The following is an 18380-nucleotide window of genomic DNA, read 5'->3' as shown; positions in this document are numbered from 1 at the left end:
GGCCACCTGCGGGGACACCGCGTTCGTTATAGCTGGGAATGATTAGTTTCTTAAGTGCCTACCAACGGTGGGCGACATCGATCACCAGCCTTGACTGGGAGCCTGGCCCGTTCAGGGTGAAGGCCCGGAACGGCAGCCGTGCCCGGACGCCGAGCCCGATGGTCGTCTGGCCCTCGAAACTGCCGGCCCACGCTACCTGGCGGAAGGTCCGGAAGTCCTTGACATTGACGATGTTGGACTTGTTGCGCGGATTGTAGGTTGCCTTGCCGTTGCTATAGGCGGGAGCTTTGACAATGATGCGCAGGTCCGTGCCGCGAAGGTGAACACGGTCCCCCTTACCTTCGGTGTAAACCTGGTCGTAGCTGACGACGTATCCGGAGCGCTTGCCCTTGATATCGAACACCAGGCGGTCGAAGCAAGCGTGCTTGCCTGCCCTGACATTGGTCAGGTGCCCGTAGGTCGTGGCCGAAGACGTTTTAGCGAGTGATCCCCAAGAGATGCCGCAGTAAGGTGCTGCAGTGGCTGCGCTGGGTGCGACAAGTCCCAGTCCAACGATCAACATAATGACCGCGAGCCACGCATGCAGTTTTTTCATGGCTGAATGCCTTTCAAATTGCGCGAATGATGCTCTCAGAATATGACCGGATCCAGCCGTTTAATCCCTGTCGTTCCATACTGATTCCGAACCGTCACGGGATATTTCAGAAGTACTTCAAACCGGGTGTGGAAGTCAGGTTTCACCCTCGTGCGAGGGGCCTCTTTGTAGCCGTTTCGCAATGGCCGGTCACAGCGGATTACGGGTCAGTTCACCCTCAACGGGGCAGCGCGAGACTGCCATCGGCCCTTCGGATTCGCCCGCTCCGCAGTGAATCGATCAATGATTCACGCTAAAAAGCGTGGTGTAGTCTCAGAACCTCGGAGCCATTGCGGCTCCAATTAAGGAATCCCCCAATGGCAGACAAGTCCCCGCGACAGTCCATGTCCAAAAAGCCCGCCAAATCGATCAAGCAAAAGCGCACTGACAAGAAGGCCGGCGCCGCCGCTGCATCCGAACTGGAAAAGCTCACCAAGGCCAAGAAAAACTGAGCGCCGTGAGCCAGCTGAGCCTGGGAATCCCGTCGACCACTCGCAAGCCCGACGAGCGGCGACTGCCGATCCATCCCCTTCACTTTGAGCAGATTGACCCTGCCCTCAGAAGCAGAATTACCTTGGAGCACGGCTACGGCGAGCAGTTCGGACTCTCCGACGCGCAACTGGAGCCGCTGGTAGGCCGCATCGCCGCGCGCTCTGAGCTCGTTGAGTCATCGGACGTGATCATGCTGCCGAAGCCCCAGCCCGAAGACCTCGCCGAACTGCGCGATGGCCAGATCCTGTGGGGCTGGCCCCATTGCGTCCAGGACCGCGCCGTCACCCAGCTTGCCATCGACAAACGCCTGACTCTCATCGCTTTCGAAGCGATGAACCACTGGACCAGCGATGGTGGGTTCGGCCTGCACGTTTTCCATAAGAACAACGAACTGGCCGGATACAGTTCGGTCCTTCATGCGCTTCAGCTGACCGGGTCCACCGGCGACTATGGACGAAGGCTGCGCGCCGTCGTTATTGGATTCGGTGCCACAGCCCGCGGCGCCGTCACCGCCCTCAATGCCCACGGCGTGCACGGCGTGCAGGTGCTCACCAGCCGCAGCGTCGCCGCCGTCGGCTCGCCGATCCACTCGGTTGACATCGTCCAGTTCGATCAGGATCAGACTGCGCCGTTCCTGAGCCACGTGATCACGCCGCGGGGCCGGATGCCGCTGGCGCCGTTCCTGGCCGAGAACGACATTGTCGTCAACTGCACGCTGCAGGATCCCAACGCGCCGCTGACCTACCTGCGGACCGAGGATCTGGACGCCTTCCAGCCGGGGAGCCTGATTGTGGACGTCTCCTGCGACGAGGGCATGGGGTTCAGCTGGGCGCGTCCGACGACGTTTACCTCGCCGATGTTCGAAGTCGGGGACCACATCAACTACTACGGTGTAGACCACAGCCCGTCCTATCTGTGGAATTCGGCCACGTGGGAGATCAGCCAGGCAGTCCTGCCGTTCCTCGGCACCGTCATGGCGGGTCCCTCGGGCTGGGATGAGGACGCGGTCATCAACCGCGCCATCGAGATTCGCGACGGCGTGATCCGCAATCCTGCCATTCTTGCCTTCCAGGACCGGTCAGCGCAGTACCCGCACCGCTAGACCGGCAGCGGTCAGCGGTCGCTGCCGTTGATGAGATGGCGGATGCGGGCCGAGAGCTCCTCGCAGCCGTTGATGATCCGCCCGGCTTCGGCCACCGCGGGCTGAAGCGCCGTCAGGGTTTGCTGGTCTTTGAGATCGGCGATGTTGATCTCCAATGTCACGCGGCCGGAGGAAGCGGCAGCGCGGGCGGCCTCGGCGGCGGCTCCGATGTCGCTGAGGACGTTCGGGTTGGAAAAGCCGGCCAGTTCCTGCCCCAGACGAAGGATCTCCCCGGCGAGCTCGACCAGTTTGCGGGGTGGCTCGGCGGCCTGGGCCAACGATTCCTGCACAGTCCGGGTCCGGGTCTGTGATTCCTCATCGGTCCCGTCCGGGAGTCCGTAGGCATCCGCCACCGTGTGGAAGGACTCTTCGTCCGCGTCCGCCAGTTCCAAGGCCGCCGGAATCAGATCCCGCGCAGCAGCGAGGATCCGCGCGGTGCGCTCCGCATGCTCGGCGTACTCTGGGCCGGTGGTGAAGTTCGCCGCCATGGACAGCAATGCGGCGCCTTGCGCAGCCTGCAGCGCCCCGGCCGCGCCGCCTCCCGGCGTGGGTTCGCCGGAGGCAAGGCGGTCGAGGAATCCACGGATCTTCTCGTCACGGATCATTTGGCCGGGCTTCCCGACGCAGGCTACTGCTCGGAGTTTCCGGGATCGAATTCGCTTAAGGGCGCGCCCTTGTCGCCTCCGGTCCGGTCGTAGCTGTCCATTTCGTCCGACACGGTTTCATCCACCGTGCCCTCTTCCTTGGTGTCGATGCCGCCTTCCACCAGCTCCGGCGGGACAGCATCCACGCCTTCGTCGGGGATAACAGGATCTTCCCCTTGGACGTTGAGGTCGGGGTCGGGGAGATTCTGTTCAGTCATGGCTGCTTCCCTTCGGTCGGATGGCCACATCCCGTGGCATTACTCAGCCAGCTTAGTAACTCCGGGCCCAAAGGTCAGCACCAACCGCCAACCCCGTCAATAACCGACCGGATCCCCATAACTTTCCCGCGCACTCGACATATCCGCCGCGCGATTATAAGTTCGCTAAAGGTCACCGGACAACAGGGGGAACATGCTGCGGCGCTTGCTCGGAACAGTATTGGCACTATTGCTGGTCGGCACGGCGGTCGCCTGCGCCCCCAGCAAGGACGAGGCGCAGAGCACGGCCGCCGCACTCGCGGAGGGCCTGAGCGGAAAGAACGTGGAGAGCATCGCCTTCTCCGGCGCCACCGGGGCGGATGTTCAGGCGCAGCTGGCCGGCGTTCTGGAAGGCATGGATCCGCTGATGCCTGAGGTCTCCGTGGCCGAGGTGGGCGAGGTCCAGGACAGCCGCACCACCGCCACGCTGTCCTACGAATGGACCATCCCGGACTCCGAGAAAAAATGGACCTATACAACGACGGCGGAGCTCGCCCACGCGGACGATAGCTGGCAGGTCGTGTGGTCACCGACCATCGTGGAACCGTCCCTGGCGGAAGGCGAGCGGCTGGCGAAGACTACCGCCGAACCTGAGCGCGGCGACATTCTCGATGCAGACGGCGAACCCTTGGTGACCGAGCGGCCGGTCCGGGTGGTCGGCATCGACAAGTCCGGGCTGAGCGCTGCCGAGGCGAAGGCCTCCGCGCAGCAGCTGGCCGAACTGGTGGACATCGACGCCGGCGACTACCAGTCGAAGGTCGAGTCCTACGGGCCGGAGGCGTTCGTGGATGCCATCACCCTCCGTGAGGCCGCCTTCGAAGATCTGGACCAAAACCGGCTGGACTCCATTGACGGTTCGGCCGTCCTCGAAGACGAGCTGCCGCTGGCGCCCTCGCGCGAATTCGCGGCGGCAGTGCTGGGCACTGTCCGCGAAGCTACGGCCGAGGACATCGAAAAGTCCGAAGGCAAGATCGTCCCCGGCGAGACGGTGGGCACTTCCGGGCTGCAGGCCGCCTACAACGATGACCTGTCGGGCACGCCGGGCCTGACGATTTCCGCCGTCCCAGCCACTGAAGAGAACGACGGCGAGCAGGGCGCCGCCGAGACCCAAGCCGCGGAACCGCGGGAGCTGTTCAGCATTGAGCCCGAGAACGGGCAGGACGTCCAGATCAGCCTGGAGCCGGACATGCAGCGGGCGGCGGAGGAAGTGCTGGCTGACATCGAATCGCCCAGTTCCATTGTGGCCATGCGCCCGTCCACCGGCGAGATCCTCGCCGCGGCCAATGGTCCGGACAGCAACGGTTACAATACCGCCTTCCTGGGCCAGTACGCGCCTGGATCCACGTTCAAGATCGCCACGGCCCTGGGGTTGCTTCGCCAGGGCATGACGCCGGAATCCTCCGTGACCTGCGAGGCGGAATTCGTCGCCGATGGGCGCACCTTTGAAAATGCCGACGGTTACCCGGCAGCTTTCCTGGGCGAGATCACGCTGACCGAAGCCATTGCCCATTCCTGCAACACCGCTTTCGTCTCCCAGTATGAGAACCTGCCTCAGGATGAGCTGGCCGACGCAGCCGGGGCGCTCGGCATTGGAATGAACGCCAACCTTGGTCTGGAAGCGTTCATGGGGAACGTTCCCCGTGAGGACACCGAAGGAACGGCCCATGCCGCATCGATGATCGGCCAGAGCCGCGTCCAGACCTCACCGCTGGCCCTGACCACCATGATGGCGTCCGTGGTCAAGGGGGAGGCTGTCGTTCCGCAGCTGGTCAAGGGAAACGACGCCGAGGCGGAGCTGCCTGACGTCCCGAAACTCACGCAGGAGGAAGCCGACCAGCTGACCGGCATGATGCGCTCCGCCGTCGTTGATGGTTATCTGGCCAACCTTGCCGACCTGCCGGGGGCGCCGGTGATCGGCAAGACCGGTACGGCCGAATACGGCAGCGAGGACCCGCTGCAGACCCACTCGTGGGTGATCGCCGGTCAGGGCGACCTGGCGCTGGCGGTGTTCGTGGAGGACGGAGACCTGGGCGCCGTCACCGGAGCGCCCATGGTGGAGGAGTTCCTTAAAGCCGTTGGGGGAAACTGAGCCCGCGGAACTCCATCCAGTGACATCTACACTGGACCGTGGATCGACTAACCGACATTTCGATGAATGCGACACCAGGAGGAAGTTTGGCTGAGAAGACCCCGCACCAGAACGTCAGCTTTGCATCGGCAGGCGGAGAAGCACACGGCTATCTGGCCCTGCCCGCGTCCGGCCAGGGCCCGGGCGTCATCGTCATCCAGGAGTGGTGGGGCCTGACGGACCACATCCGTGACGTGGCGGACCGGCTCGCCGCCGAAGGCTTCGTCGCGCTGGCCCCCGATCTTTACGGCGGCTGGATCACGCACGACGGCAAGGAAGCCGGCAAGATGATGTCCAAGCTGCCCGAGGAAGAGGGCGCACGCCTGCTCGCCGGCGCCGTGGATTACCTGCTCGCCAGCGACGCCGTGACCAGCTCCACGGTGGGAGCCATCGGCTTCTGCATGGGCGGGGGCTTTGTCCTGGCGCTCGCCGCGCAACAGGGCGACCGGATCGGTGCGGCCGTGCCGTTCTACGGGGTGGGACAGGCCGTGCCGGACTCCTACACCGGAGTGCGGGCCGTTGTGCAGGGGCACTACGGGGAGCAGGATTCGTCCTACCCGGCGGAGAAGGCGCGGGCGCAGGAAGAGCAGATCCGCCGCGAGTCCGGGGCCAAGGTCGAGTTCTTCTACTACGACGCCCCGCACGCCTTCCATAATGACGAAAACCCGCAAGGCAACTACCGCCCCGAGGAAGCGAAGCTGGCCTGGGAGCGCTCGGTTTCCTGCCTGAAGGCCAACGTCAAGTAGCTCTACCCGCAGCATCTCTGCGCTGAAGGCACCGGCGGCGATAGACTTTTGTCTATGGTCGCCGGTGCCCGTATCTGGGCGGGGTTGGCAGTGCTGTTCTGGGCGGTGGCGTTCTTCGGGATCGTCGATCTGCTCACGGTCTTCAGCGCCAACGAAGGCTTCGCCGCGGTCATGGGACTGGAGGCCAGCTGGGGCGTGCTCTTCACTTTCGTGATCAGCGGTGCCTTCCTGGCCATCGCGGCCCGACCGCAGGAGCCGGGCCCGGCCCTGGTCCAGCTCTGGACCACCGCGGCGGCACTGCTGCTGGCCTGGATCTTCACGCATGACACCTCGCCGCTGGTAGTGGCGGCCATCCTCATCCCCATGACCTTGCTCAGTTCCGTTGCCGGGCGGCACGACAGAAGAAGTACCTCCGGCGGCAGCCCCGGCAGCCCCAGCCGCCAACCACGGCGCCGGCGCACGACGTCGGGGCTGGATCCCAGCGGTCCGCTGCTCCTGCTGGCCTTGGTGGGAGTTCCGTTCTGGTGGGCGTATGCGGCAGCGGCGGTGGAGCTCTCGCAAACGCCGGGCATCGAAGACGACATCACCTGGGGGCTGACCCACTGGCCTGTGCAGGCCGCGCTCGGCCTGTACCTGTCGCTGGCCGTTCTTGTCATGACGTTCTGGGCCCCGGGCCGTACGCTGCTCGGCACAAGCTGCTGGATCAGTTCGGTGGTGCTGGGAGCCACCTGGCTTCTCTATCCTGCCAGCGCAGGTTCCGTCGACAGCGTTGGGCTGTCCATTCTGGCGGTTGCGTGGGGAACGGCAGTCTTTTTCTGCCGTTATCTGGGGCATCCACGGCCGGATCCTCCGGATGACGGCGTCTTAGCCGTTCATCGGCCCCTCGGCCCGCAGCTGTCCGGCACCCGGGCCCGTCACGTCGACCGTGCAGCGCATGACAATCCGGTTCTGCCCGGCTTCACCCAAATCGATCAGTGAATCCTCGTCCGAGACCAGCGTGAAGTCGGCCGAGTCCGGAACAACATCCACTCCCTTCCGGGCTGCTTCCTGCCGCGCGTTCTCCAGGGAGTCCTGACGGAGCCTGGCCAGATAGTCCTTGTCGTCGGCTCGGGCACCGTCGCCGAAAGCCCAGCCGAACACCGTGTTGGTACTCGTCATGACCGAAAGTTTACCGTCAGGAACGCCAGACATAGCGGCGTTCGGGGCGGCCGACCCCGCCGTAGCGGAGCTGGACTTTCACGCGCCCGTCGTCGCTGAGGTACTCGAGATAACGCCGGGCGCTGACCCGGGAGGTGCCCAGCCGGTCCGCAGCTTCGCTGGCCGAAAGGTCGGTTCCGGTGTCCCGCAGCAGCTGCTCCACCAGGCGCAGGGTCTCGACGCTGCACCCCTTGGGCAGCGGCCGCTCGGTCCGGCTCACGCCGAAGACCCGGTTCACGTCCGCTTGCTCGGCGGTGCTCTTGGACGAGGCAAGCGGGCGGTAGGCCTGCTGGTAGTGTTCGAGCCGCTCGCGCAGGTCCTCGTTGGAGAACGGCTTCATCAGGTAGTGCACAATGCCGCCGCGCAGCGCCCGGCGCACGGTGTCCACCTCGCGGGCGGCGCTGATCACCAGCACGTCCAGCTCGGGCACCTCTTCGCGAAGCTGCTGCAGCAGGTCCAGCCCGCTGATGTCGGGGAGGTGGATGTCCAGCAGGACAAGATCAGGCTGGAGCCGTTGGGCCTCGACAAGTGCCTGGGCTCCCGTGTGGGCAACGCCGACGACGGCGAATCCGGGCGTCTGCCGGACAAAGCCGGCATGGACCTTCGCGACCATGAAGTCGTCGTCGACAATAAGTACCTTGATCATGACTGTGGGCTCCGCTTTCCGAGGCGGGCGGTGAACACGGCGCCGCCGTCGTTGTGGACGCTCACTTCGCCGTTCCGCCTCAGACATACTAACCGGGTGAGCGCGAGACCGAAGCCGCGTCCGCCGTCGTTCTGTGAGGTTTTGGTGGTGAAACCCTGCGTGAAGATGTCCTCCAGGGACTGCACGGCCACGCCCGGGCCGGAGTCCTTCACCATGACCAGAACCTCATCGGCGGTGTCCTCGAGGAGGATCCGGACGCTAGCGGCGGGAATGCCCGTGACGGCGTCGAGGGCATTGTCGACCAAATTGCCGACGACGGTAGTCAGGTCCCGGGACAGCTCATCGTCCGCCCGTTCCAGGCCGGAACCTTCGGCCAGTTCCAGCGCAACATTGCGCTCGGCCGCGAGGCTGGCCTTGGCGATCAGGAGGGCTGCGACCGCCGGATCCTGGATGCGGCTGGTGACGTCATCGTAGAGCCGGGTGCGGCTGAGGCTGACGCCGTCGACAAAGTTGATCACTTCGTCATACTCGCCGAGCTGGATTAGGCCGGAGATGGTGTGCAGCTGGTTGGCGAACTCGTGGGTCTGCGCGCGCAAGGTGTCCGTGGTGGTGCGGGTGGCGCCGAGCTCCTTCTCCAGCGAGGAGAGTTCGGTGCGGTCGCGCAGGGTGGTGACGGAACCGATCACCCTGCCGCGGGAACGCATCGGCATGCGGTTGAAGACCACCACGCGCTCGCCAACCAGGACCAGCCGGTCCGCGTCCGCCTGGTCGCGGGTCAGCACCTCGCGAAGCTGCGGCATCAGGTCCAGTTCGTCGAGGGTGCGGCCAACGCAGTCCAGCGGCAGGCCCAGGAGCTGGCGCGCGCTGTCATTGGTCAGCGTGATCCGCTGCTGCGGGTCCAGCGCAATGACCCCCTCTTTCACCCCGTGCAGCATGGCTTCGCGGTGCTCCACCAGCCCGGCGATCTCCTCAGGCTCCAGGCCCAGAGTCTGGCGTTTGACGCGCCGCGCCAGCAGCAGGGAACCGGCGGTGCCGAGGGCAAGCGAGACACCCAGATAGGTGAGCAGGTTGGGTCCGGCCTGGCCCAGGCGCTCCCACATGGAGGGGTATTCACGTCCGACGGCGGCAATTCCCACCGTTTGTCCGCCGTCGTCGAGCACCGGGACATGTGCCACCAGCGAGGTGGTGCCGTCCATGTTGACCTCGCCGGTCCAGGACCGCCCGGACAGCACGCTGCTCTCGCCCAGGGGCAGGAGCTCGCCCAGCTGGGAGGGATCGGGGGAAGTGATGATGGTGCGGTCCGGCCTGGCTAGAATGGCGAAGGTGGAACCGGAAACGGTCCGGACGGATTCGGCCACCGCCGGCAGCGCGGAGCCCAGCCGCGGCTCGGCGCGGGGGAGGAGCGAGCGCACAGCAGGCATGGCTGCGAGGGTTTCGGCGGCGGAGAGGGCCCGTCGTCCTTCGACGCGTTCAAAAGCCTGCGCGGATTGAGCCAGCGAGATGGCGATGACGCCGACAAGCACGGCCAGCACAATCAGCAGCTGCAGGACCAGATACTGACCGGCCAGGGTGATGCGTCGGCGTCGTCTTGTCAGCCTGCCGGCGTGCTTGAGCACTGGGATCCTTTCCACCTCGGAGCCGGGTCCATGTCCCCGGTTGATCGGGTGAACTATACCCATTATCCGGCCTTTTTCCGGCATGTGAGCGTGACCACAATGAACACAACTTTCTTTGAGAACACAAGCGTGACGGCCATCACGGCCGGCCCTACCGTGGACTTATTCGTACTCCTGATGAGAAGAGGATTCCCATGCGTCGATTCAACGCATTCCGACTGGCCGCCGTGGCGGCAGGCATTGCCCTGGCGGCTTCCGGCTGCGGTGTCACCGGTTCCAGCAGCGGCAGCGACGCCGCGGGCACCTCGGCGGCTGCCGAAGGCCCGGTCACCGACCTGCGCATCATGGTTCCCAACACGCCGGGCGGCGGCTACGACACCACCGCCCGCGTTGCCGCGAAGGTGATGGAGGAAACCGACATCGCCTCCAACATCGAGGTCTTCAACCTGGCCGGTGCCGGCGGCACCGTAGGCCTGGCCCGCACCGTCAACGAAGAAGCCAACGGCGACCTGGCCATGCTGATGGGCCTGGGCGTGGTGGGCGCGAGCTACACCAACGAGTCCGAGTCCAAGCTGACCGAGACCACGCCGCTGGCACGCCTGATCCAGGAGCCGGGCGCCATCATGGTCTCCAAGGACTCCCCCTACAAGACCATTGACGATCTGGTGAAGGCCTGGAAGGAAGATCCGTCCAAGGTCAGCGTGGGTGGCGGCTCCTCGCCGGGCGGCCCCGACCACCTGCTGCCGATGCAGCTGGCCCAGGCCGTCGGCATTGACCCGAAGGACGTGAACTTCGTGTCCTACGACGGCGGCGGCGACCTGCTCCCGGCCATCCTGGGCAACAAGCTCGGCTTCGCCGCTTCCGGCGCCGGCGAGTACATCGACCAGATCAAGAGCGGCGAGATCCGCGTCCTGGCCACCAGCGGCGAAGAGCGCCTCGAGGGCGTCGACGCCCCCACCCTGCAGGAATCCAACATTGACCTGGTCTTCAGCAACTGGCGCGGCATCGTTGCCCCTCCGGGAGTCAGCGAAGAAGACAAGCAGAAGTGGATCGGCGCCCTGGAAAAGATGCACGGCACGCCCGAGTGGCAGCAGGCCCTCGAAACCAACGGCTGGACCGACGCCTTCGCCACCGGCGAGGAGTTCTCCACCTTCCTGAAGGAACAGGATGAGCGCGTGGCCAACGTCCTGACCGAACTGGGGCTTGCGTGAACAAGCTGGTTTCCCGGCTGAAAGGCCGCTCCGAGCTGGGCCTCGCTGCCCTGCTCGGGGCGGTCGGCGCGATCGTCATCCTCGACGCGCTGTCCCTGAACGTCCCGTATTCCCAGACCGACCCTGTCGGCCCGAAGACCCTGCCGTATATCGTCGGGGCACTGCTGCTGGTCTGTGCCGTCCTGCTGGCCATCAACGTGCTGCGCGGCGGCCACGGCGAAGCCGAGGAAGGCGAAGACGTGGACCTGACGCACCCCACCGACTGGCGGACCGTGCTGCCGTTGCTGGGCGCGTTTGTGCTCAACATTGCCCTGATCGACACCGTCGGCTGGGTTATCTCCGGAACCCTGCTGTTCTGGGGCAGCGTCTGGGCGCTCGGCAGCCGCCGCTATGTCCGTGACGCCGTTATCTCCGTGGTCATGGCCTTGGGCACCTTCTACGGGTTCTACCTTGGCCTGGGCATCATGCTGCCGGCCGGACTGTTGGAAGGAGTGCTCTAAGTGGAAACATTCGACCTGCTGATGCAGGGATTCTCGACGGCGGCGACGCCGATCAACCTGCTGTACGCCTTCATCGGCGTGCTGCTGGGCACCGCGGTCGGCGTGCTGCCGGGCATTGGCCCCGCCATGGCCGTGGCCCTGCTGCTGCCGGTCACCTACTCGCTGGAGCCGACGAGTGCGTTCATCATGTTCGCCGGCATCTACTACGGCGGCATGTACGGCGGTTCTACCACCTCGATCCTGCTGAATACCCCGGGCGAATCGTCCACGGTCATCACCGCGATCGAAGGCCACAGGATGGCCAAGTCCGGCCGGGCTGCTCAGGCGCTGGCGACGGCAGCCATCGGCTCCTTCGTTGCCGGCACCATCGGCACCGCCCTGCTCGTGGCCTTCGCGCCGTTTGTGGTTGACTTCGCCGTCAGTCTCGGCGACCCCAGCTACCTGGCCATCATCGTTCTGGCCCTCATCGCTGTGACCGCGGTGCTCGGCGGTTCCAAGCTGCGCGGTTTCTCCGCGCTCGGAATCGGCTTGGCCATCGGCCTGGTCGGCGCAGACCCGGTCACCGGGCAGCAGCGCCTCATCTTCGGCCAGCCGCTGCTGGTGGACGGGCTGGACATCGTGGTTGTCGCCGTCGCGATCTTCGCGGTGGGCGAAGCCCTCTGGATCGCCGCGCATCTGCGCCGCAAGCCGCTGCAAACCATTCCGGTGGGCCGGCCCTGGATGGGCAAGCAGGACTGGAAACGGTCCTGGAAGCCCTGGCTGCGCGGCACCGCGTACGGTTTCCCGTTCGGCGCCCTGCCTGCCGGCGGCGCCGAGATTCCCACGTTCCTCTCCTATGTGACGGAGAAGAAGCTGTCCAAGCACCCGGAGGAATTCGGCCACGGCGCGATCGAGGGCGTTGCCGGTCCCGAGGCTGCGAACAATGCCTCGGCCGCCGGTACCCTGACCCCGATGCTGGCACTGGGCCTGCCGACGAACGCTACCGCCGCCGTCATGCTGGCTGCCTTCATCCAGTTCGGCATCCAGCCCGGGCCGCTGCTTTTCGACAGCGAGCCGCAGCTGGTGTGGGCGCTGATCGCCAGCCTGTTCATCGGCAACACCCTGCTGCTGCTGATCAACCTGCCGCTGGCGCCGGTCTGGGCCAAGCTGCTGCAGCTGCCGCGTCCGTACCTCTACGCCGGCATCTTGTTCTTCGCCACCCTGGGCGCCTATGCAGTCAACCTGCAGACGTTCGACCTGGTGATTCTGCTGCTGCTCGGTCTGCTCGGCTTCGCCATGCGGCGCTATGGCCTGCCGGTGCTGCCCCTGGTCATCGGCCTCATCCTCGGCCCGCGCGCGGAGGAGTCCCTGCGCACCACGCTGCAGCTGAGCGCCGGAGACATCTCCGGCCTGTGGAGCGAGCCGGTCGCCGTCGTTGTCTACATCATCGTGGCACTGGTGCTGCTCGCACCGCTGGCACTGAAGATCATCCGCAAGCGCCGGCCTGACTCAGTCCTCCTTGGCAACGTCCCGGAAACTCCGGGTGAAACTGCTGCAACCAACGACGACGGCGGCGTGGCCAAGGGCCAAGCCTACGGCGGCAAGGACGCGGGCCAGGACAAGGACAAAGACAATGTCCTGCCGGAGCACGACGGCAACAGCGGCGGCGGTCCCGCGGAACCCGCAGGGCGCCACCGCTCGGACAACATCCACAATGAACGGGAGCGATCATGAGCATAGTGGTGGGCTACATCCCCACGCCGGAAGGCGAAGCCGCCCTGGAACGGGCCATCAGGGAAGCCGCCAACGCCAAGGCGCCGCTGGTCGTGGTGAACTCGACCCGCGGGGATGTCTTCGTGGACCAGCGGTTTGTCCAGTCCGATGCCGCCCAAGCGCTGGACAGCCGGCTGGCGGCCTCCGGGGTGGAACACATCCTGCTTCAGCCCATGGGCGGGAACGACGCCGCGGATGAGGTGCTCGATGCGGCGGAAACGCATCGGGCGGACCTGATCGTGATCGGTCTGCGCAAGCGTACTCCGGTGGGCAAGCTGATCATGGGCAGCACCGCGCAACGGATCCTGCTGCAGGCAGAGTGTCCGGTCCTCGCGGTCAAGGCGTAAGCCGCGCCGCCCGCCAGAGAGGCAAATAAGCAGAGGAGCCGTTCCCCGTGGGGAAGCGGCTCCTCTGCTTATTTCTGTGCCGTGCTTCAGACGACGAGCGGTACGGCGTGCACTTCGTCGGCGGGATGGCCGGCGCGCTCGTGGATACGCTGGACGGCCTCGGCCGACGGTGCTTCGGATAGGCAGTAGACAACCCCGCTCTCCGGATCGGCCCACGCCTTTTTGAATTCCACTTTTTCTTCATCCTGGATGGCAAGGTCCGCGTTATGGGCCTCCTTGAGGGCCTCTGCGGTGATGCCGACCATGTTGTGATGCACGTCCATGAACTCGGGCATAACAGCTTTCCTTTTTCTGATGACGTTGCCATTTCTGGCGACGTCGAACAATTGCAGTGGGCGGATTGGAGCCCGGTTATTCCAGAGCGGCCGATGGATTGCTTGACGTGTTCATTCACCGGCGTCGACTGGAACGGCTTGGATTCGGCAAGGACTTTTCCCGGAAGCCCTACCTACATGGTCCTCTTCCCGCCCGTGGCATGACAAGCATCCGGTTAAAGCAGAGAGCCCTCGGCAGACGTTGGGGGTCTCTACCGAGGGCTTACACGCGGGGCGCCCGGTTGGGGGTTCGGGCGGCAAGCCGCGCGCTGCAAGATTAGTCTTTCATATTGCAGGCCGGAAAGAAAGACAGGTCTGTCTACCGGCTACAATTTGTTGTATGACATCGAGGATCGAAGATGATGGCCGTGCCGATGCTCCGGCAGCAGCCGTCGTCCGCCTCGATCCGAAGGAGCGAATCCTCGCAACCGCCTATGCACTGTTCTCGACGCGCGGCATCCGGGACGTTGGAGTAGATGAGCTGATCCGAGAATCCGGCGTAGCCAAAGCTACCTTTTACCGCCATTTCGCCTCAAAAGACGATCTGGGGCTGGCGTTCCTGGAACGCAGGGATCAAGTATGGACCACGGGTTACGTGGTGGCGGAAGCCATGCATAGAGGGGACACCGCGGAGCAGCGGCTGCTGGCTGTTTTCGACGTCTTCGACGAGTGGTTCCAGCGCTACGATTTTGAAGCCTGCTCCTTCGTCAACGTGCTGTTGGAAATGGGTGCAGGCCATCCGCTGGGCCAAGCCTGCGTTGAGTATCTGGGCAGGATCCGCGGCCAGTTGCGGCGGTGGGCCGATGAAGCTGGTCTCTCCGATACGGAAGAGTTTTCCAACGCCTGGCACCTGTTGATGAAGGGCTCCATCATCCTGGCGGCCGAGGGGGACCTGCAGGCGGCCAGCCGGGCGCGGAAGATGGGCCTCCGGCTTCTCGAAGAACACCGGTCGCCTCCGGAGCCCGGCAAGGAAGTTTAGGGCTCCGGGCTGGTCAGGATGGCAGGATCCTTTTTGCCGTACGGCATCCGCACGCGCAGGGAGTTGGGTTCAACGCGCATGGCGATGTGCGTACCCTTGCCCAGATAGTCGCCGTCGATCTCAATGTCCTGCGGCACCTGCGTCTCAATTACGGCAGACTTGCACTGGAAATACTCGATCGAAGGGTCCTTGCCCTTACCGCGGCGGAGCAACCCGGCGACCACCCCAAGCCAGCCGAACGTCCCGTGCGGTGCCACAGTCATGATTTCCAACAGCCCGTCGTCGATCTTGGCCCCGGGGAAGATTTCCAGACCGCCCATGATCTTGCCGCAATTGCCGCCCATGACACTGCGCAGCCGGCGGCCGATCGGCTTTCCGCCGTCGATAGTGATCTTGGTCCGCTGCGGCTTGCCGGGCAGATTGCGGATTCCGGCGTCGACATAGGCCAGCCAGCCGACCTTGTCCTTGAGGTCGTCCCGCGTATCGCCCATCATCGCCGCATCGAAGCCCAGGCCCGCCATGACCAGGAAAACATGTGCCTCCATGGCGCGGTCGACCGTAACATGGACGACGTCAAGACGGCGTTCCGTGCCGGTCAGGGCGACCCGGACGGAGCCTTCGGGATCATCGACGTCAAGATCCAGGTTGCGGGCCAGCAGGTTGCCGGTTCCCAGCGGTAGCAGTCCCAGCGGCGTATTCGTGCCGGCCAGTTCTTCGGCGACGCAGCGCACGGTTCCGTCGCCACCGGCGGCGATCACCAGGTCCACGTCCTCGTCCAAAGCCTGCTGCGCCATGCCGTGGCCCGGGTCTTCCTTGGTGGTTTCCAGCACGAGCGGTTCGTCCCACCCCTCGTCAGCACTGATTTTTGATACCAGGTCCCGGATGTCCACGGTTGTCGGCTTGATGGGATTAAGCACGACGGCGGCGCGCCGGGACGTGTTCGATGGCTCGGTCATGTGCGTCCTCAGGTTTTTGTGCTGACAGTGCTTGATCTGAGTCTAATCGTGTGTCCGCCGTGCTGGGGCGGACAGCGGCTGATTGGACCCGGACGGGTCTTGCCGAGCTGGTGCGGCAGCAAAAAAGCGGCCCCGGGGGGCCCGCCAGCATTGAGTCTCCACAGACTGTCGTAACCGGGCGGTACTGTGTAGGAGAAGATCTTTTGAGTTGGGGGAAGAGTTCCTTGGGGGAGAAGCAAGCGGCCGTGAGACCACGCCGGCGGTTCATTGCGGCCGGTTTTCTGATCGTTGTGCTGCTGGTTTTCTGGCTGATCGCCGGAACGTCGGCGGACGCGGAGGAAAGCAGGGGCCAAAGCAGCCCGGCGCCAAGCCAAACGCCGGCAGCGGCGGTGCCGACGCCGCCGTCGTTGGTTGAGCCTTCCGCCACTGGGAACCCGGCGCCGGCGAAGGCGCCTGCTCCAGTGGATCCAAGCCCCGAACCGGAATCGGCCGAGCCGCTGGACCGGCAGGAGCCCGATGTTGCAGCACTCGCACTGTTGGAAACCCTGCCGATCAAGGGCCGCGCACCGAAGACCGGGTATGACCGCGACGAATTCGGGCAGGCATGGGCGGACGTGGACCGCAACGGCTGCGATACCCGGAACGACATCCTCGCGCGCGACGTGGACTCGCCCACCTTCCGCAGTAACGAATCCTGCCGCGTGATCAGCGGCGTGCTGCAGGACCCGTACTCGGGGCGGACGGTCGAATTCACCCGCGGCCAGGAGACCAGCGCGCTGGTGCCCGTGGACCACGTGGTGGCCCTCAGTGATGCCTGGCAGAAGGGCGCGCAGCAGTTGACGCTTGAGCAGCGCACTTTGCTGGCGAACGATCCGCTGAATCTGCTGGCGACCACGCAGCGGATGAACAGCCAGAAGTCCGACGGCGACGGCGCCACCTGGCTGCCGCAGAACAAGTCCTTCCGGTGCGCGTACGTCTCCCGTCAGATCTCGGTCAAGGCCGCCTACTCGCTGTGGGTGACGCTGGCAGAGCACGATGCGATGGAACGGATCCTGGCCGATTGTCCGGACGAGGCTGCTGCCGGTTCAACCCTCGTGGAGGAACCCTTGGCCGAAGCGGAGGCGCCGGCGGCCACAGCGCCAGCGGCTAAGGCTCCAGCGGCCAAGGCACCCACAGGGACGCCCGCGCCGGAAGCGGACAATGCCCCGGCAGGAGCCGGCCCGCAGCCGGCGCCTGCGCGGAGCGTGAACTGTTCGGACTTCGGCACGCACGCCGAAGCCCAAACCTGGTTCGAGTACTACCACCCGACGATGGGGGACATCGGTGGATTGGACGCCGACGGCGACCTGCTGGCCTGCGTGAGCCTGCCGTAATCGTAAACGTCAGCGTCAGCGGATGGTGATGCTAACCCACCCCGAAGCGCGTGAATTCTCCGGTGGCCCGCGAGTATGTGGCGTCGATACTCCGGACCTGCCCGGGCGTGTTGCCCGAATCCAGCCGCGCGAGTAGATCCTCGACCGCTGCCTTCGGGCCCTCGGCGACGATCTTGACGGTGCCGTCGGGCTGGTTCATGGCGGCACCGTGCAGGTATAGCTGCTCGGCCTGTTCCCGCGCCCAATAGCGGAAGCCCACCCCCTGGACCTGCCCGCTCACAATGGCCAGAAGCCGGGTCCGGTTCTGTTGTACCTCGTCATCAATAGCCATGCATCCAACGTAGCCAGCCCGAGCCGGATGGTCGAGGGCTGGCCCGAAGAAGGCCGGTATCGCCGGCCGCACGGAATTCTGTCCGATTCGCTCAAAGCACTGTCCCAGCCCACGGCCGGAACGGTAAAACTGGTCCATGACCTCCGCACAGAAACAGGACTACGACGTCGTCATCATCGGCGGTGGTGTCGCCGGCCTCAGCGCAGCGCTGGTGCTCGGCCGCGCGCGGCGCAGGGTAGCCGTGGTGGATTCCGGCACTCCGCGCAACCAGCTGGCCTCCCACGCCCACGGTTTTCTCACCCGGGACGGGACCACCCCGGCGGAGCTGCTCCGGCTGGCGCGCGAAGAAGTCCGCGGTTACGGCGTTGACCTGATTAAAGCAACCGTGGTGGACATTACCGAAGCCCGCTCCGCGGTGCTCGACGACGGCAGCCAGGTGGGCGGGCGGCATCTCATTCTGGCCACCGGGCTGCGCGACGTGCTCCCGGAGCTGGCCGGCGCCGGCGAGCGCTGGGGCAAGGACCTCCTGCAGTGCCCCTACTGCCACGGGTGGGAGGTCCGCGACCGCAAACTCGGGGTACTCGCCACGGGCGATACCTCCTTGGAACAGGCCCTGCTGGTCCGCCAATGGTCACCGCACGTCACGCTGTTCACGCACATCTCGGGGGAGCCGGATGACGCCCAGCGCCGGCGGCTTGCTGCCCGGGACGTGGCGATTGTGCCGGGCGAGGTGAAGAAGCTGGTCGTTGAAGGCGATGCCCTGGCCGCGCTTGAACTGGCGGACGGGCAGCGTGTCGACTGCCAGGCCCTGTTCGTTGAACCTGAAGCCGCGGTCGATGCCGCGATCGTGTCGTCGCTGGGCTGCGGCCGCGCGGAGGACGGCTGCATCACCACCGACAGAATCGGCAAGACGGACATCGAGGGGGTTTGGGCGGTGGGAAACGCGAACGATCCGTCCGCCCAGCTCATCGCCGCCGCGGGGGATGCCTACCGGGTGGCAGTCTCGGTGAACGCCGAACTAGTCCGCGAAGATGTGGCGGCAGCCGGGGGTTAGGT

At 65.3% G+C, this 18380-nt stretch carries 21 protein-coding genes; 12 read left to right on the top strand and 9 right to left on the bottom strand.

Annotated elements, in window-relative coordinates; translation table 11 throughout:
* Nucleotides 1-58: 58 nt before the first annotated feature.
* Nucleotides 59-595 (bottom strand): AMIN-like domain-containing (lipo)protein, encoded by a 537-nt coding sequence (locus tag AC20117_RS03660; protein WP_074700943.1) that lies wholly within the window; start codon nt 593-595, stop codon nt 59-61.
* A gap of 356 nt (nt 596-951) precedes the next feature.
* On the opposite strand from AC20117_RS03660, the gene AC20117_RS24090 reads away from it, so the two are divergent.
* Together AC20117_RS24090 and AC20117_RS03655 are read left to right on the top strand one after the other, a co-directional pair.
* Nucleotides 952-1086, top strand: coding sequence for a hypothetical protein (locus AC20117_RS24090; RefSeq protein ID WP_257790778.1), 135 nt, complete (start codon nt 952-954; stop codon nt 1084-1086).
* Nucleotides 1083-2228, top strand: a complete 1146-nt coding sequence (locus tag AC20117_RS03655) for a N(5)-(carboxyethyl)ornithine synthase (protein ID WP_074700944.1) — start codon at nt 1083-1085, stop codon at nt 2226-2228. The genes AC20117_RS24090 and AC20117_RS03655 overlap by 4 nt, the downstream gene beginning before the upstream one ends.
* 11 nt (nt 2229-2239) lie before the next feature.
* Here AC20117_RS03655 and AC20117_RS03650 read toward each other — a convergent pair whose 3' ends face one another.
* On the bottom strand, nt 2240-2872 hold the full coding sequence (locus tag AC20117_RS03650; RefSeq protein ID WP_074700945.1) for a cyclodeaminase/cyclohydrolase family protein: 633 nt from the start codon (nt 2870-2872) through the stop codon (nt 2240-2242).
* A gap of 23 nt (nt 2873-2895) precedes the next feature.
* Nucleotides 2896-3129, bottom strand: coding sequence for a hypothetical protein (locus AC20117_RS03645; RefSeq protein WP_074700946.1), 234 nt, complete (start codon nt 3127-3129; stop codon nt 2896-2898).
* Between the two features lie 220 nt (nt 3130-3349).
* On the opposite strand from AC20117_RS03645, the gene AC20117_RS03640 reads away from it, so the two are divergent.
* The 3 genes from AC20117_RS03640 to AC20117_RS23220 all read left to right on the top strand — a co-directional run bounded on the left by AC20117_RS03640 (nt 3350) and on the right by AC20117_RS23220 (nt 7020).
* Entirely contained in the window at nt 3350-5257 is a 1908-nt protein-coding gene (locus tag AC20117_RS03640) for a penicillin-binding transpeptidase domain-containing protein (protein ID WP_158300429.1), read from the top strand.
* 86 nt (nt 5258-5343) lie between these two features.
* Nucleotides 5344-6042, top strand: coding sequence for a dienelactone hydrolase family protein (locus tag AC20117_RS03635; RefSeq protein ID WP_236777429.1), 699 nt, complete (start codon nt 5344-5346; stop codon nt 6040-6042).
* 54 nt (nt 6043-6096) lie between these two features.
* A complete protein-coding gene (locus AC20117_RS23220) occupies nt 6097-7020 on the top strand; it encodes a hypothetical protein (protein WP_139186787.1) in 924 nt (307 codons plus the stop codon).
* On the opposite strand, the gene AC20117_RS03630 is transcribed toward AC20117_RS23220, so the two are convergent.
* From AC20117_RS03630 to AC20117_RS03620, 3 genes are read right to left on the bottom strand one after another with little or no spacing between them, the layout of a single operon-like run.
* Nucleotides 6907-7200 carry a hypothetical protein gene (locus AC20117_RS03630; RefSeq protein ID WP_074700949.1) on the bottom strand — a complete coding sequence of 98 codons (294 nt, stop codon included), beginning with the start codon at nt 7198-7200 and terminating at the stop codon, nt 6907-6909. The two genes, AC20117_RS23220 and AC20117_RS03630, sit on opposite strands and share 114 nt — an antisense overlap.
* A 16-nt stretch (nt 7201-7216) precedes the next feature.
* Nucleotides 7217-7885 (bottom strand): response regulator, encoded by a 669-nt coding sequence (locus tag AC20117_RS03625; protein WP_074700950.1) that lies wholly within the window; start codon nt 7883-7885, stop codon nt 7217-7219.
* On the bottom strand, nt 7882-9459 hold the full coding sequence (locus tag AC20117_RS03620; protein WP_074703242.1) for a sensor histidine kinase: 1578 nt from the start codon (nt 9457-9459) through the stop codon (nt 7882-7884). The genes AC20117_RS03625 and AC20117_RS03620 overlap by 4 nt, the downstream gene beginning before the upstream one ends.
* Before the next feature lie 236 nt (nt 9460-9695).
* On the opposite strand from AC20117_RS03620, the gene AC20117_RS03615 reads away from it, so the two are divergent.
* From AC20117_RS03615 to AC20117_RS03600, 4 genes are read left to right on the top strand one after another with little or no spacing between them, the layout of a single operon-like run.
* Nucleotides 9696-10712 (top strand): Bug family tripartite tricarboxylate transporter substrate binding protein, encoded by a 1017-nt coding sequence (locus tag AC20117_RS03615; protein ID WP_074700951.1) that lies wholly within the window; start codon nt 9696-9698, stop codon nt 10710-10712.
* Nucleotides 10709-11212 (top strand): tripartite tricarboxylate transporter TctB family protein, encoded by a 504-nt coding sequence (locus AC20117_RS03610; RefSeq protein ID WP_074700952.1) that lies wholly within the window; start codon nt 10709-10711, stop codon nt 11210-11212. Before AC20117_RS03615 ends, AC20117_RS03610 begins: the two co-directional genes overlap by 4 nt.
* A gap of 21 nt (nt 11213-11233) precedes the next feature.
* Complete coding sequence (locus AC20117_RS03605) at nt 11234-12925, top strand: tripartite tricarboxylate transporter permease (protein WP_418202252.1); 1692 nt, start codon at nt 11234-11236, stop codon at nt 12923-12925.
* Nucleotides 12922-13311 (top strand): universal stress protein, encoded by a 390-nt coding sequence (locus tag AC20117_RS03600; protein ID WP_074700954.1) that lies wholly within the window; start codon nt 12922-12924, stop codon nt 13309-13311. The genes AC20117_RS03605 and AC20117_RS03600 overlap by 4 nt, the downstream gene beginning before the upstream one ends.
* Before the next feature lie 86 nt (nt 13312-13397).
* Here the strand turns inward: AC20117_RS03600 and AC20117_RS03595 are convergent, their stop codons facing one another.
* Nucleotides 13398-13646 carry an SCO4226 family nickel-binding protein gene (locus tag AC20117_RS03595; protein WP_074700955.1) on the bottom strand — a complete coding sequence of 83 codons (249 nt, stop codon included), beginning with the start codon at nt 13644-13646 and terminating at the stop codon, nt 13398-13400.
* 379 nt (nt 13647-14025) lie between these two features.
* Between AC20117_RS03595 and AC20117_RS03590 the strand changes: the two genes are divergently transcribed.
* Nucleotides 14026-14664: a TetR/AcrR family transcriptional regulator gene (locus AC20117_RS03590; protein ID WP_083339745.1), complete on the top strand. Its 639-nt coding sequence runs from the start codon at nt 14026-14028 to the stop codon at nt 14662-14664.
* On the opposite strand, the gene AC20117_RS03585 is transcribed toward AC20117_RS03590, so the two are convergent.
* Nucleotides 14661-15620 (bottom strand): diacylglycerol/lipid kinase family protein, encoded by a 960-nt coding sequence (locus AC20117_RS03585; RefSeq protein WP_074700956.1) that lies wholly within the window; start codon nt 15618-15620, stop codon nt 14661-14663. The genes AC20117_RS03590 and AC20117_RS03585 overlap by 4 nt on opposite strands.
* A gap of 245 nt (nt 15621-15865) precedes the next feature.
* Here AC20117_RS03585 and AC20117_RS03580 point away from each other — a divergent pair, with 245 nt between their 5' ends.
* The gene (locus tag AC20117_RS03580) at nt 15866-16993 is read left to right on the top strand and encodes an HNH endonuclease family protein (RefSeq protein WP_236777428.1); all 1128 of its coding nucleotides are present in this window, start codon (nt 15866-15868) and stop codon (nt 16991-16993) included.
* Between the two features lie 31 nt (nt 16994-17024).
* Here AC20117_RS03580 and AC20117_RS03575 read toward each other — a convergent pair whose 3' ends face one another.
* Nucleotides 17025-17324, bottom strand: coding sequence for an acylphosphatase (locus AC20117_RS03575; RefSeq protein ID WP_074703245.1), 300 nt, complete (start codon nt 17322-17324; stop codon nt 17025-17027).
* A gap of 136 nt (nt 17325-17460) precedes the next feature.
* Between AC20117_RS03575 and AC20117_RS03570 the strand changes: the two genes are divergently transcribed.
* Entirely contained in the window at nt 17461-18378 is a 918-nt protein-coding gene (locus AC20117_RS03570) for an NAD(P)/FAD-dependent oxidoreductase (RefSeq protein WP_074700957.1), read from the top strand.
* The last annotated feature ends 2 nt before the right edge of the window (nt 18379-18380 follow it).

The sequence above is a fragment of the Arthrobacter crystallopoietes genome (assembly GCF_002849715.1).
In the GTDB taxonomy this organism is placed as follows: Bacteria; Actinomycetota; Actinomycetes; order Actinomycetales; family Micrococcaceae; genus Crystallibacter; species Crystallibacter crystallopoietes.
This window is presented reverse-complemented; position numbering and strand designations above follow the sequence as displayed.

Bases quoted from the DNA above. Each gene is read 5' to 3' on its own strand.
- AC20117_RS03595 (WP_074700955.1), bottom strand. From the start codon at position 13,646: ATGCCCGAGTTCATGGACGTGCATCACAACATGGTCGGCATCACCGCA.
- AC20117_RS24090 (WP_257790778.1), top strand. From the start codon at position 952: ATGGCAGACAAGTCCCCGCGACAGTCCATGTCCAAAAAGCCCGCCAAA.
- AC20117_RS03600 (WP_074700954.1), top strand. From the start codon at position 12,922: ATGAGCATAGTGGTGGGCTACATCCCCACGCCGGAAGGCGAAGCCGCC.
- AC20117_RS03625 (WP_074700950.1), bottom strand. From the start codon at position 7,885: ATGATCAAGGTACTTATTGTCGACGACGACTTCATGGTCGCGAAGGTC.
- AC20117_RS03605 (WP_418202252.1), top strand. From the start codon at position 11,234: ATGCAGGGATTCTCGACGGCGGCGACGCCGATCAACCTGCTGTACGCC.
- AC20117_RS03660 (WP_074700943.1), bottom strand. From the start codon at position 595: ATGAAAAAACTGCATGCGTGGCTCGCGGTCATTATGTTGATCGTTGGA.
- AC20117_RS03570 (WP_074700957.1), top strand. From the start codon at position 17,461: ATGACCTCCGCACAGAAACAGGACTACGACGTCGTCATCATCGGCGGT.
- AC20117_RS03650 (WP_074700945.1), bottom strand. From the start codon at position 2,872: ATGATCCGTGACGAGAAGATCCGTGGATTCCTCGACCGCCTTGCCTCC.
- AC20117_RS03630 (WP_074700949.1), bottom strand. From the start codon at position 7,200: ATGACGAGTACCAACACGGTGTTCGGCTGGGCTTTCGGCGACGGTGCC.
- AC20117_RS03615 (WP_074700951.1), top strand. From the start codon at position 9,696: ATGCGTCGATTCAACGCATTCCGACTGGCCGCCGTGGCGGCAGGCATT.
- AC20117_RS23220 (WP_139186787.1), top strand. From the start codon at position 6,097: ATGGTCGCCGGTGCCCGTATCTGGGCGGGGTTGGCAGTGCTGTTCTGG.
- AC20117_RS03590 (WP_083339745.1), top strand. From the start codon at position 14,026: ATGACATCGAGGATCGAAGATGATGGCCGTGCCGATGCTCCGGCAGCA.
- AC20117_RS03645 (WP_074700946.1), bottom strand. From the start codon at position 3,129: ATGACTGAACAGAATCTCCCCGACCCCGACCTCAACGTCCAAGGGGAA.
- AC20117_RS03585 (WP_074700956.1), bottom strand. From the start codon at position 15,620: ATGACCGAGCCATCGAACACGTCCCGGCGCGCCGCCGTCGTGCTTAAT.
- AC20117_RS03575 (WP_074703245.1), bottom strand. From the start codon at position 17,324: ATGGCTATTGATGACGAGGTACAACAGAACCGGACCCGGCTTCTGGCC.